Below are 11716 nucleotides of genomic sequence, written 5' to 3' on the forward strand. Positions count from 1 at the left end.
ACGTTCGCTTGGCTCGCATCGTCCTCAAGATCGACGTCGACACGCTGCGCGGCACGCGCGAAGGCGTGCCGAACCTCGCGCGGATCTTCGACCGCTTCAGTGCGCGCGCGACCTTCCTCTTCAGCCTCGGACCCGATCACACGGGCTGGGCGCTGCGGCGCGTGTTCCGCCCCGGCTTCCTGAAGAAGGTGTCGCGCACGTCGGTGGTCGAACACTACGGCGTGAAGCAGCTGATGTACGGCGTGCTGCTGCCGGGCCCCGACATCGGCCGCCGCGCGATCGCCGACATGCGCGCGATCCACGAGGCCGGCTTCGAATGCGGGATCCACACGTGGGATCACGTGTACTGGCAGGACAACGTCCGTGCGCGCGATCGCGACTGGACCGCGCGTGAAATGCAGAAGAGTCACGCGCGCTTCATCGAGATCTTCGGCGCGCCGCCCGTCACGCACGGCGCGGCCGGCTGGCAGATGAACGATTCCGCGTTCGAGCAGATCGACGCATGGGGGATGCGCTACGCATCCGACGGCCGCGGCCATTCGCCGTACCTCCCCGTCGTCGACGGCCGCACGCTGTCGCACGTGCAGATGCCGACCACGCTGCCGACGCTCGACGAAGTGCTCGGCATCGACGGCGTCGACACGCGCAACGTCGCCGCGCACATCCTCAAGTTCACCGAAACCAATCCGCACGACCAGGTGTTCACGCTGCATGCGGAACTGGAAGGCCAGAAGCTCGCGCCCGTGTTCGAGCAACTGCTCGCCGGCTGGCGCGCGCAAGGCCACACGTTTGCGACGATGGGCGACTACCACGCGACGCTGGACCGCGACTCGCTGCCATCGTACCCTGTCACGTGGGGCGAAATTCCCGGCCGCTCCGGCGAACTGATCGTCCAGCCCGACTGAGTTCGCGCGCGCCGGCGTCGCCCGCGCCGCCCATGCGGCGCGCTGCCGCGACGCCCCGCCGAACCGCGCCGCCGCAGCGGCGCCTTTCCATAACAACAGGAGAAACACGTGTCCGTCGAAGTTGACCGTCAAGTTCCCGATTTCACCGCACCGGCCACGGGCGGCGACATTTCGCTGTCCGACCTGAAGGGCAAGAAACTCGTGCTGTACTTCTATCCGAAGGACAACACGCCGGGCTGCACGACCGAAGGGCTGCAGTTCCGCGATCTCTATCCGAAGTTCAAGAAAGCCGGTGCGGAAGTCATCGGCGTGTCGCGCGACAGCCTGCGCTCGCATGACAACTTCAAGGCAAAGCTCGAACTGCCGTTCCCGCTGATTTCCGATGCCGACGAAGCGCTGTGCGCGCTGTTCGATGTCATCAAGATGAAGAAAATGTATGGCAAGGAAGTGCGCGGAATCGAGCGCTCGACGTTCCTGATCGACGCCGACGGCGTGCTTCGCCAGGCATGGCGCGGCATCAAGGTACCGGGCCATGTGGACGACGTGCTAAGTGCTGTACAAGCGCTTTGAGGCGCGTTATATTGGGCCGCAATGAATGCCAGTTCGCCCCATATTTCTCGTAGCTGCGCCGGTGCTCGATGCGATGCTTTCCGGCACTTGACGCGCATCACGACCGTATCAGCCGAGCCGCATGTCCCTGTCGACGGGGCAGCGGCTTTTTTTATGGATTGCGCGCCGGCCCTCGGTCCGGCCCTCACCCCGTCAAGGAGCTGATCGACACTTAGGCGAACCGGCTAGACGAACTTCCTGTGCGCCACCGCGCGCAAACTGCATGCGTCTACGTCACGCAGGATGCGATCAGCGGCGCACGCCATGCGACACGATTCCTCCCGAGGGACACCATGCCTTTGCCTACTCCCCCCAGCAAGCTCGGCAGCCTGCTGCCGCCCGACGAATACAAGGTGAAAGCGCGGCCCGCGAAAGCCGCGAAGAAATCCGCCGAAGGGGACGCATCCACAGCCGGTGACTACGGTCCGGCGAGCGTGGCCCAACCGATGATCGAAGCCGCGAACACGGCCGCGCCGCTGCGCGCCGTCGCGTCTTCGGCGCAGGAAACCGCGAGCGCACCCGCGCGCGGTCGCAAGACCAAACAGACGGCCGCACTGTTGCAACCGATGCCGACACCCGCCGAACCCGCGGCGCCGGTCGTCGCGCGCAACGACAAGCCGGCCGCCGGCAAACCGGCCGCGGCACCCGCGCGCGACACGGGCGCTGCGACGAAATCGCGCAGCCGCAAGGCCGCCGAAGCCGAACAGCAGAAACTGTTCGTGCTCGACACCAACGTGCTGATGCACGACCCGAGCAGCCTCTTCCGCTTCGAGGAACACGACGTCTATCTGCCGATGATGACGCTCGAGGAACTCGACAACCACAAGAAGGGGATGTCCGAAGTCGCGCGCAACGCACGCCAGGTCAGCCGCACGCTCGACGCGCTGGTCGCCGACGCGGGCCCGATCACGGCCGGCATTCCGCTGTCACGCCTCGGCAGCCGCGAGGCGGTCGGCCGCCTGTACTTCCAGACGAAGCTCACCGACATCGCGCCCGTCGAAGGCTTGCCCGAAGGCAAGGCCGACAACCAGATCCTCGGCGTCGTGCGCGCGCTGCAGCGCGACCGGCCGGACCGTCAGGTCGTGCTGGTGTCGAAAGACATCAACATGCGGATCAAGGCGCATGCGCTCGGCCTACCCGCTGAAGACTACTTCAACGACCAGGTGCTCGAGGATTCGGATCTCCTGTACAACGGCGTGCGCGAGCTGCCGCAGGATTTCTGGACCAAGCATGCGAAGGGCATGGAGAGCTGGCAGGACACGAAGACGGGCACCACGTACTACCGCGTGACGGGCCCGCTCGTCGCGTCGATGCTCGTCAACGAGTTCGTCTATCTCGAGCCGCAGAACGGCGAGCCGACGTTCCATGCGATCGTCCGCGAACTGAACGGCAAGACGGCGCTGCTGCAAACGCTGCGCGACTACAGCCACCACAAGAACAACGTGTGGGGCATCACCGCGCGCAACCGCGAGCAGAATTTCGCGCTGAACCTGCTGATGAACCCGGAGATCGACTTCGTCACGCTGCTCGGCCAGGCCGGTACCGGCAAGACGCTCGTCGCGCTCGCGGCCGGCCTCGCGCAGGTGCTCGACGACAAGCGCTACAACGAGATCATCGTGACGCGCGCGACCGTGCCCGTCGGCGAGGACATCGGCTTCCTGCCCGGTACCGAGGAAGAGAAGATGCAGCCGTGGATGGGCGCATTCGACGACAACCTCGAAGTGCTGCAGAAGACCGACGACGCCGCCGGCGAATGGGGGCGTGCCGCGACGCAGGAACTGATCCGTTCACGCCTGAAGGTGAAGAGCATGAACTTCATGCGCGGCCGCACGTTCGTCGACAAGTACCTGATCATCGACGAGGCGCAGAACCTGACGCCGAAGCAGATGAAGACGCTCGTCACGCGCGCGGGCCCGGGCACGAAGATCGTGTGCCTCGGCAACATCGCGCAGATCGACACGCCTTACCTGACCGAAGGCAGCTCGGGGCTCACGTACGTCGTCGACCGCTTCAAGGGCTGGGGCCACAGCGGCCACGTGACGCTCGCGCGCGGCGAACGCTCGCGACTCGCCGACTACGCGTCGGACATCCTGTAACGCGACAGGCCGGCCCGTCGGCCGGCTGTCGACGCATCGCGGCGCTCCGTTTCCGGAGCGCCGTTTTTATTTTTGGGGTCTGAAACGTTGGTCATGCATCGTTACGCAACAGCCGCACTTACGCGCGAAACTTCAAGTAAATTCTCAGGAACGGTTGCTTAAGCCCCGCCGGAACGTCTACCATCGGGTCTGTCTGTTGTCATACGATTCGCGAGCGTCCCGCGCTCGCCCGCCTTGTCATGCTTCGAATCTGGGTTCCCGTTGCTGTCGTTTCACTGCTTGCGGCCTGCTCCAGCGTGCCGCCGCAGTCGGCATCGCGCCCCGCGTCGGGCATGAAGATCACGACGCCGCGCGCATTCCCCGCCCCCGCCAATTTCCCGAAGTTCGTCGATCACAGCGTCGGCCAGGAAGAAATTTCGATCCAGGCGATGAGCCTCGTCGGCGTCCCGTATCGCTGGGGCGGCAACACGCCGACGAGCGGCTTCGACTGCAGCGGGCTCGTGCGCTACGTGATCGGCCGCGCAGCGGACGTGAACCTGCCGCGCACGACCGCCGACATGAGCGGCCGCGGCATATCGGTCGAGCCCGACCAGATCGCGCCGGGCGACCTGATCTTCTTCAACACGACCGGACGGCCGCATTCGCACGTCGGCATCTACGTCGGCAAGCTGCGCTTCGTCAACGCACCGTCGACGGGCGGCACCGTGCGGCTCGACTATCTGACGAACCCGTACTGGGCCAAGCGTTTCGACGGCATTCGCCGCGTCGCGCCGCCGCGCGGGGCACCTACGCCGTTCGATGCGCCGACCTACGAGGCAAAGCGCGACGAGCCGCGCAGCGCGCCGGTCGTTGCGCCCGCCCCTGTCGTCGTGACTGCCGCCGCGCCGCGGCAGCCGGCCTATACGCAGTCGCAAGCCGCCGTGACCCGGGCGCCTGCCCCGGTCATGCCGGCCGCGCAGGCCGTGTCGACCGCCGCGGTCGCGCCCGCAGCCGCGGCGGCCGATCCGTATGAACCTCCGCCGGCGCGCATGCAGACGGCTCAGCAGCAGGCAACTTCCGTGAGCGACGGCACGGGCACAGCCGCCGCCACCATGACCGCGAATGCAGCGCCAGCCGGTCCGGCCGAGGTCGGCACCCAGATTCCGACGACGGCACTGACGGCCGCCCAGGCTGCCGCCTTCGATGCGGAGCCGCCACCCGCCGTCGCGGCGACGTCACCGCGCGGCACCGAACCAGCCCCCGTGCAGGTATTGCGCGCGTCGACGCAATCTGCCCCCGTCAGCCCGCGCACAGCCAGCGCAGACGATCCGATTGCCCGGTTCGCGAACGGAAGTTACTAGCCCGCTTCGCGTTCGCCTGCGATCACGCGCGACTACAAACCCGCCATTCGCCGCATATTTCCGCTGCCCAAAAAGGAAAATGCGCCGCAGCCTTTCGGCTTGCGGCGCATTTCATGTCCGTTCGACAGTGCGGTCGATCAGAAGATCTGGTGGCCGAGCCACCATCCACCGGCCGCGAACAGCGCGGCCGCCGGCAGCGTGAGCACCCACGCCCACACGATGTTGCCGGCCACACCCCAGCGCACGGCCGACAGCTTCTGCGTCGCGCCGACGCCGACGATCGCGCCGGTGATCGTGTGCGTGGTCGACACCGGAATGCCGAGGAACGATGCGAGGAACAGCGTCATCGCGCCACCGGTTTCCGCGCAGAAACCGCCGACCGGCTTGAGCTTCGTAATCTTCTGGCCCATCGTGCGCACGATGCGCCAGCCGCCGAACAGCGTGCCGAGACCCATCGACAGGTAGCACGCGCCGATCACCCACGCGGGCGGCGCATCGGCGGTCGCCGATGCATAGCCCGATGCGATCAGCAGCATCCAGATGATGCCGATCGTCTTCTGCGCGTCGTTGCCGCCGTGGCCCAGGCTGTACAGCCCGGCCGACAGCAGCTGCAGCCGGCGGAAACGCCGGTCGACCTTGCTGGGCGCGGTTCGGAAATACAGCCACGACACGCCGAGCATGAACAGCGAACCGAGAATGAAGCCGAGCAGCGGCGAAATGAAGATGAACGCGATGGTCTTCAGCAATCCGTCGATGTTCAGCGAAGCCCAGCCCGACTTGGCGAGCGCCGCGCCGACGAGGCCGCCGATCAGCGCATGCGACGAACTCGACGGGATCCCGTAGTACCACGTGATCACGTTCCAGCCGATCGCACCGACCAGCGCGCCGAACACCACATAGTGGTCGACGATCTCGGGATCGATGGTGCCTTTACCGACGGTCTGCGCGACTTTCAGGTGGAAGATGAAATACGCGATGACGTTGAACGCCGCCGCGAACACCACGGCTTGCTGGGGCTTCAGCACCCCGGTGGACACGACGGTGGCGATCGAGTTCGCCGCGTCGTGAAAGCCGTTCATGAAGTCGAATACGAGCGCGACGAGCACCAGCGTCGCGACCATCCAGAGGGCGAGTTGTATCGAATGCATCGTGGTCCGCTCAGGCGTTTTCCAGCACGATGCCTTCGATGATGTTCGCGACGTCCTCGCACTTGTCGGTGATCTCTTCGAGCAGCTCGTAGATCGCCTTCAGCTTGATGAGCGTCTTCACGTCGTCTTCCTCGCGGAACAGCTTCGACATCGCCGCGCGCAGCACGCGATCGGCCTCCGATTCCCAGCGGTCGATCTCCTCGCACTGCTTGAGGATCTGCGCGGACTGCTTCATGTCGGAAAGCAACCCGACCGCCTGCTGCACGTGCTGGGCGGACTGCGTGACGATGTGCGCGAGCTGGCTCGCCTCGGACGTGACGGACTGCACGTCGTACAGCGACACGGCGGTCGCGACGTCTTCCATCAGGTCGAGGATGTCGTCCATCGTCGTGATCAGCTTGTGGATCTCGTCGCGATCGAGCGGCGTGATGAAAGTCTTGTGCAGCAGATCGATCGCCTCGTGCGTGAGCTTGTCAGCGGCCTTCTCGGCAATTTGCACGTTTTGCTTGTGAATCTCGGCGTCGGCGAGATTGTCGATCAGCAGTTCGAGCTCGCGGCCACCGGAAACGATGTGCTTCGCGTGCGCGTTGAAGAGTTCAAAGAACTTGCCCTCGGTGGGCATGAATCGACCGAACATGGGATTCCTGAGAGATTGTCAAACTACTGTCACGAAAACGGGCGACATTGTACCGTTTTCGGTCGCGCCGCGACGCGCGCACATGCGCACGCCGGGATTGGATACAACGTTTGGCGATTTAGGGCTTTACAACCGGCGCTACTCGCCGTAGAAAGTCTGCGCCCCCGCAAAATTGTCGAACTTCGTGTATTGCCCCAGGAACGTGAGTCGAACGGGGCCGATCGGGCCGTTACGTTGCTTGCCGATGATGATTTCGGCCGTGCCTTTGTCGGGGCTGTCCGGGTTGTAAACTTCGTCACGGTAAATGAACAGGATCACGTCCGCATCCTGCTCGATTGCGCCCGATTCGCGCAAATCGGACATCACCGGACGCTTGTTCGGGCGCTGTTCGAGGCCGCGGTTCAACTGCGACAGCGCGATCACCGGCACGTCGAGTTCCTTCGCGAGACTCTTCAGCGATCGCGAGATTTCCGAGATTTCGGTCGCGCGGTTCTCGCCCTGCGACGAACCCGACATCAGCTGCAGGTAGTCGACGATGATCAGGCCGAGCTTGCCGCACTGCCGCGCCAGACGCCGTGCGCGCGAGCGCAATTCCATCGGGTTCAGGCCGCCCGTCTCGTCGATGAAGAGCTGCGCCTCGCTCATCTTCTGCACCGCGTGCGTCAGCTTCGGCCAATCCTCGTCCGTCAGGCGGCCGGTACGCATCCGGTGCTGGTCGAGCCGGCCGATCGAGCCGAGCATACGCATCACGAGCTGGGTGCCCGGCATTTCCATCGAGAACACCGCGACCGGCAGGCCGTACTCGACCGCGACGTATTCGCCGATGTTCATCGAAAAGGCGGTCTTACCCATCGACGGTCGTCCCGCGACGATGATCAGTTCGCCGCCGTGCATCCCGGAGGTCATCCGGTCGAGGTCGACGAAGCCCGTCGGCGTGCCCGTGACGTCGCTCGGGTTCGCGGTGTGGTACAGCGTATCGATGCGCTCGACGACCTGCGTGAGCAGCGGGCCGATCTCGAGGAAGCCCTGATTGCCCCGCGCGCCCTCTTCGGCGATCGAGAACACCTTCGACTCGGCCTCGTCGAGCAGCTGGCGGACTTCCTTGCCCTGCGGGTTGAACGCATCGGCCGAGATTTCGTCGGCAACCGACACGAGCCGGCGCAGCACCGCACGGTCGCGCACGATTTCCGCATAACGGCGGATGTTCGCGGCGCTCGGCGTGTTCTGCGCGAGGGCGTTCAGGTACGCGAGGCCGCCGACGTCGTCGGCCTTGCCGGACGTGGTCAGCGCTTCGTACACGGTCACGACGTCGGCCGGGCGCGTCGACGCGATCAGCCGGCCGATGTGCTCGTAGATGATCCGGTGATCGTAGCGATAGAAATCGCCCTGCGACAGGAAGTCGGCAATCCGGTCCCATGCCGCGTTGTCGAGCAACAGGCCGCCGAGCACCGACTGTTCGGCTTCGACCGAATGCGGCGGGACTTTCAGCGATTCGATTTGGGGATCTTGCGGCGCGTTCATGGGTTGGGATTATCGCGAATAGATCACGGCAGCGCTACCGCTCCGGCGATCGGGCAATAAAAAAGGCAGGCCCCGGTTGCCCGGGCGCCTGCCCTTGTCCGGACGACGGAAGCCGCCCGGAAAGCTTGCATACGCTTACGCGTGGTCGCCGATCACGTTGATCGTGACGTCGACGACGACGTCCGTGTGCAGCGCGACCTGGACGTTGTGCTCGCCGATCATCTTCAGCGGGCCTTCCGGCATGCGAACTTGCAGCTTCTCGACTTCGAAACCTGCCTTCTTCAGCAGTTCCGCGACGTCGCCGTTCGTGACCGAGCCGAACAGACGGCCGTCAACGCCCGACTTCTGCGTGATTTCGAACGACTGGCCGTTCAGCTTCTCGCCGACTGCCTGCGATGCTGCCAGCTTTTCAGCGGCGATCTTTTCGAGTTCAGCGCGGCGCACTTCGAATTCGGCGATCGCTTCCTTCGTTGCACGGCGAGCCTTGCGGTTCGGGATCAGGAAGTTGCGAGCGTAACCGTCCTTGACCTTGACGATGTCGCCGAGGTTGCCCAGATTGGCGACTTTTTCCAACAGAATGATTTGCATTCGAATTCTCCTTATGGCGTCGCCGAGTTACGCCTTGTGCTGATCGGTGTACGGCAGCAGCGCGAGGAAACGCGCACGCTTGATTGCCGTGTCGAGCTGACGCTGATAGTGCGCCTTCGTACCCGTCAGACGCGCCGGCGTGATCTTGCCGTTTTCGCCGATGAAGTCCTTCAGCGTTTCCGTGTCCTTGTAGTCGATCTGCTCGACGCCTGCGGCCGTGAAACGGCAGAACTTCTTGCGCTTGAAGAGCGGGTTTTGTTGCTGACGACGCTTGTCGAATTTCTTACCAGTCGGGCGGGGCATGATTTCAGTCCTTTCCAATGTCCTGCAATGCTGTGATGTGAAACACCAAGGTTCTCGCGTTGCGGCTTTTCTTTGCCAGGAAGCCCGTGAACAGCGTTTCGACGCCCATTTCACGGCTTTCCAGCCTGCCGCTCGCCTCACCGGCCGCCACCGCCTCGATCGTCATTTCGACCTGACGGGGAATGCCTGCTTCGACGACTTCCGTGCGGTGATGCAATGTGGCGCTTGCGATCGGAACACCTGCCGGCGTATATCGCACCGGTGCGCGTTCGACGACGCTTGCCGTCAATTGCAACCTGTTCACGTGAGTGGCGCGCTCCTTGATGGCTTAATGAATGACGAACTTAAGCCTGCGCTTCGGTCGGCTGAGCTGCAGCCGCCTTCTTGGCTTCTTCGCGCTGAACTTCCTTCATCATCGGCGACGGGCCGGTTTCGGCCTTCTTCATCTTGACGATGAGGTGGCGCAGCACGGCGTCGTTGAACTTGAACGCGTGTTCGAGTTCGTCGAGCGTCGTCTGGTCGCACTCGATGTTCATGCAGACGTAGTGAGCCTTCGCGAGTTTCTCGATCATGTAGGCCAGTTGGCGACGGCCCCAGTCTTCGACACGGTGGATCTGGCCGCCGTGCGACGTGATCGTGGTCTTGTAACGCTCGATCATCGCGGGCACTTGCTCGCTCTGATCGGGGTGCACGATGAATACGATTTCGTAATGACGCATTACACACTCCTTGTGGATTAAAGCCACCCGGGCGTCTGAACCGGTGTGGCAAGTGAGAAGCCGAAGATTCTAACCCGGATACGGGGCGCATGCAAGACCAATCGACGATTGGCGCGCGGATTCGGCCATGTTTTCAAAGACTTGAAGGGGCGAGACCGGACAGCCGGACCGTTCTTCGGCCTTTTCCCCGGTCAGGGTCGGAACGCAAGCGTGCGGCGGGCCCGCAGCCCGCCGTCGTGGCGTCATTCGCTGCGCGTGCCGGCCAGCCGCGCGTCGAGCGCGGTCCTGAACGCCGCAAGTGCCGACGGCTCGGCGTCGGTCACGGCCCACCACGTCATCCCGGCCGCATCCCAGCGGTCGAGCGCATAACCCTGCGACACGGTCGAGTACGGCGCCCCCGGCCCTTCCCCGGCCGGCCGCACATAGACGTCGATCACGTGCTGCCGGTAACGGTAGACTAGCACCGCGACACGGCGGCGTCCGACGTAGTCGAGCCGGCCGCCGACCAGCGCGAAGCCGTTCGCCGCGAGATCCTCGACCGGCGGCGCATAGTCGAGCCGGCCGTTGAACCACGGCTTGACCGTGTGCCGGTCGGTCGAGATCACGTCGATGTCGCGTGCCGACAGGTCGGCACGCACGTGGCTCGACACGAGTTCGTCGATCGTGCGATCGGTGTCGGCGTGACGCGCGGACACCACCATCCCGCCGGCCGCGGCAAGCGCCACCAGCAACGCGACGCCCCAGCCGAGGCCGGGCAATGCCGCGAAGCGCGGCCCGGCGCCGGCCGTGGCCGGGCGTGCCGCCCCGCCAAGCCCCGGCAACCAGGACAACCCGTTACGCCCGCGCGGCCGCCGCTGCGGCTGCGATCGGGATCCGGATTGCGGCTCCGCCCGCGCCTGCTCGCGGGCAGGCGCGTCGGCCGCGGCAGGCAGGCTCGCAAGAATGCTCGCCCGCAACGCATCCGGCGCACGGTGATAGTCGGCCTGACGCACGGCCTGCACCAGCGTGACGATCCGTTCGCGTTCCTGGCGACACACGTCGCACCCTTCGACATGCTGCTGGACCCGCAACGCGTCGGGCGCCGACAGCTCGCGGTCGACGTCCGCGTCCAGCAACGCTCGCGCTTCGTTACAGTCCATCGATAGCCTCCGATGCGGTTCCGCCTGCCGGCGTACGGCCCGGCCTGCCTTCGGCCGCCGGTGCCGGCGGGCCGCCCAGCAGCGCGGCGAGCTTGCGCCGGCCGCGTGCGAGCCGCGACATCACCGTGCCGACCGGCACATCCGCGATCGCCGCGATCTCGCGGTAGCTCAGGTCCTCCATCTCGCGCAGCACCAGCACCTCGCGGTATTCGGGCGGCAGCTTCGCGAGCGCCGCGTTCACGAGCCGCACGTTCTCGCCGCGCAGCAGGTGCGCGAGCGGGTCGTCGGTGGCGGGCTGCCAGTCGTCGGGCACGTCGGTGTCGTCCAGCGTGTCGGGCAGCGCGACCTCGTGCGCATGCGTGCGGCGCCGCCACTCCGTGTACCAGGTGTGGCGCACGATCGTCAGCAGCCACGGCCGCGCGTTGTCGCCGCGACACGAATCGACGAAGCGCAACGCACGCATGCACGCGTCCTGGACGACGTCGTCCGCATCACCGGCGTTACCGCTCAGCCAGCGTGCGAGGTTGTACGCGGCGTCGAGATGCGGCAGCACGAGCGCGCGAAACCGCTCGCCGCGCGCGACCGCGTCGTCTGCCACCCGTTCTTCGACCGCCTGTCCGGCTTGCCCCACATGGCCTCCCTGGTCCCGGCGGCCGATGCCGCGCCCGTTCCGCGCACGGCGCCCGGACAGACCGGCAACGTGCGTGCTCG

At 65.4% G+C, this 11716-nt stretch carries 13 protein-coding genes and 1 pseudogene; 4 read left to right on the forward strand and 10 right to left on the reverse strand.

Going from position 1 to position 11716, the window contains the following annotated elements; genetic code table 11:
• Positions 1-8 precede the first annotated feature (8 nt).
• A complete protein-coding gene (locus APZ15_RS14270; protein WP_027787196.1) occupies positions 9-905 on the forward strand; it encodes a polysaccharide deacetylase family protein in 897 nt (298 codons plus the stop codon).
• A gap of 108 nt (positions 906-1013) precedes the next feature.
• Entirely contained in the window at positions 1014-1475 is a 462-nt protein-coding gene (locus APZ15_RS14275; RefSeq protein WP_006756046.1) for a peroxiredoxin, read from the forward strand.
• Between the two features lie 192 nt (positions 1476-1667).
• Here the strand turns inward: APZ15_RS14275 and APZ15_RS42600 are convergent.
• Positions 1668-1912: pseudogene (locus APZ15_RS42600) on the reverse strand (hypothetical protein); the annotation flags it as partial.
• On the opposite strand from APZ15_RS42600, the gene APZ15_RS14280 reads away from it, so the two are divergent.
• Positions 1808-3610: a PhoH family protein gene (locus APZ15_RS14280; protein ID WP_027787195.1), complete on the forward strand. Its 1803-nt coding sequence runs from the start codon at positions 1808-1810 to the stop codon at positions 3608-3610. The pseudogene APZ15_RS42600 and the gene APZ15_RS14280 sit on opposite strands and share 105 nt — an antisense overlap.
• 239 nt (positions 3611-3849) lie before the next feature.
• On the forward strand, positions 3850-4950 hold the full coding sequence (locus APZ15_RS14285; protein ID WP_027787194.1) for a C40 family peptidase: 1101 nt from the start codon (positions 3850-3852) through the stop codon (positions 4948-4950).
• A gap of 137 nt (positions 4951-5087) precedes the next feature.
• On the opposite strand, the gene APZ15_RS14290 is transcribed toward APZ15_RS14285, so the two are convergent.
• The 9 genes from APZ15_RS14290 to APZ15_RS14330 all read right to left on the reverse strand — a co-directional run bounded on the left by APZ15_RS14290 (position 5088) and on the right by APZ15_RS14330 (position 11636).
• Entirely contained in the window at positions 5088-6098 is a 1011-nt protein-coding gene (locus APZ15_RS14290; protein ID WP_027787193.1) for an inorganic phosphate transporter, read from the reverse strand.
• 10 nt (positions 6099-6108) lie between these two features.
• Entirely contained in the window at positions 6109-6735 is a 627-nt protein-coding gene (locus APZ15_RS14295; protein WP_006478627.1) for a DUF47 domain-containing protein, read from the reverse strand.
• 138 nt (positions 6736-6873) lie between these two features.
• The gene (locus tag APZ15_RS14300) at positions 6874-8256 is read right to left on the reverse strand and encodes a replicative DNA helicase (RefSeq protein ID WP_006486249.1); all 1383 of its coding nucleotides are present in this window, start codon (positions 8254-8256) and stop codon (positions 6874-6876) included.
• A 135-nt stretch (positions 8257-8391) separates the two neighbouring features.
• Positions 8392-8844, reverse strand: coding sequence for a 50S ribosomal protein L9 (rplI, locus tag APZ15_RS14305; RefSeq protein ID WP_021156519.1), 453 nt, complete (start codon positions 8842-8844; stop codon positions 8392-8394).
• A gap of 27 nt (positions 8845-8871) precedes the next feature.
• Positions 8872-9147, reverse strand: a complete 276-nt coding sequence (rpsR, locus tag APZ15_RS14310) for a 30S ribosomal protein S18 (protein WP_006486248.1) — start codon at positions 9145-9147, stop codon at positions 8872-8874.
• A 4-nt stretch (positions 9148-9151) separates the two neighbouring features.
• Positions 9152-9451 carry a primosomal replication protein N gene (gene priB / locus APZ15_RS14315; protein ID WP_011657069.1) on the reverse strand — a complete coding sequence of 100 codons (300 nt, stop codon included), beginning with the start codon at positions 9449-9451 and terminating at the stop codon, positions 9152-9154.
• Positions 9452-9491: 40 nt separating this feature from the next.
• Positions 9492-9866: a 30S ribosomal protein S6 gene (rpsF, locus tag APZ15_RS14320; RefSeq protein WP_006402295.1), complete on the reverse strand. Its 375-nt coding sequence runs from the start codon at positions 9864-9866 to the stop codon at positions 9492-9494.
• Between the two features lie 242 nt (positions 9867-10108).
• On the reverse strand, positions 10109-11005 hold the full coding sequence (locus tag APZ15_RS14325) for an anti-sigma factor family protein (RefSeq protein WP_027787192.1): 897 nt from the start codon (positions 11003-11005) through the stop codon (positions 10109-10111).
• Positions 10995-11636, reverse strand: coding sequence for an RNA polymerase sigma factor (locus APZ15_RS14330; RefSeq protein WP_027787191.1), 642 nt, complete (start codon positions 11634-11636; stop codon positions 10995-10997). The genes APZ15_RS14325 and APZ15_RS14330 overlap by 11 nt, the downstream gene beginning before the upstream one ends.
• Positions 11637-11716 lie beyond the last annotated feature (80 nt).

This window comes from Burkholderia cepacia ATCC 25416, from assembly GCF_001411495.1.
Lineage (GTDB): Bacteria > Pseudomonadota > Gammaproteobacteria > Burkholderiales > Burkholderiaceae > Burkholderia > Burkholderia cepacia.

Excerpts from the sequence above, each read along its gene's own strand:
- APZ15_RS14280 (WP_027787195.1), top strand. The coding sequence starts at position 1,808 with ATGCCTTTGCCTACTCCCCCCAGCAAGCTCGGCAGCCTGCTGCCGCCC.
- APZ15_RS14285 (WP_027787194.1), top strand. The coding sequence starts at position 3,850 with ATGCTTCGAATCTGGGTTCCCGTTGCTGTCGTTTCACTGCTTGCGGCC.
- APZ15_RS14290 (WP_027787193.1), bottom strand. The coding sequence starts at position 6,098 with ATGCATTCGATACAACTCGCCCTCTGGATGGTCGCGACGCTGGTGCTC.
- APZ15_RS14295 (WP_006478627.1), bottom strand. The coding sequence starts at position 6,735 with ATGTTCGGTCGATTCATGCCCACCGAGGGCAAGTTCTTTGAACTCTTC.
- APZ15_RS14300 (WP_006486249.1), bottom strand. The coding sequence starts at position 8,256 with ATGAACGCGCCGCAAGATCCCCAAATCGAATCGCTGAAAGTCCCGCCG.
- rplI (WP_021156519.1), bottom strand. The coding sequence starts at position 8,844 with ATGCAAATCATTCTGTTGGAAAAAGTCGCCAATCTGGGCAACCTCGGC.
- rpsR (WP_006486248.1), bottom strand. The coding sequence starts at position 9,147 with ATGCCCCGCCCGACTGGTAAGAAATTCGACAAGCGTCGTCAGCAACAA.
- rpsF (WP_006402295.1), bottom strand. The coding sequence starts at position 9,866 with ATGCGTCATTACGAAATCGTATTCATCGTGCACCCCGATCAGAGCGAG.
- APZ15_RS14325 (WP_027787192.1), bottom strand. The coding sequence starts at position 11,005 with ATGGACTGTAACGAAGCGCGAGCGTTGCTGGACGCGGACGTCGACCGC.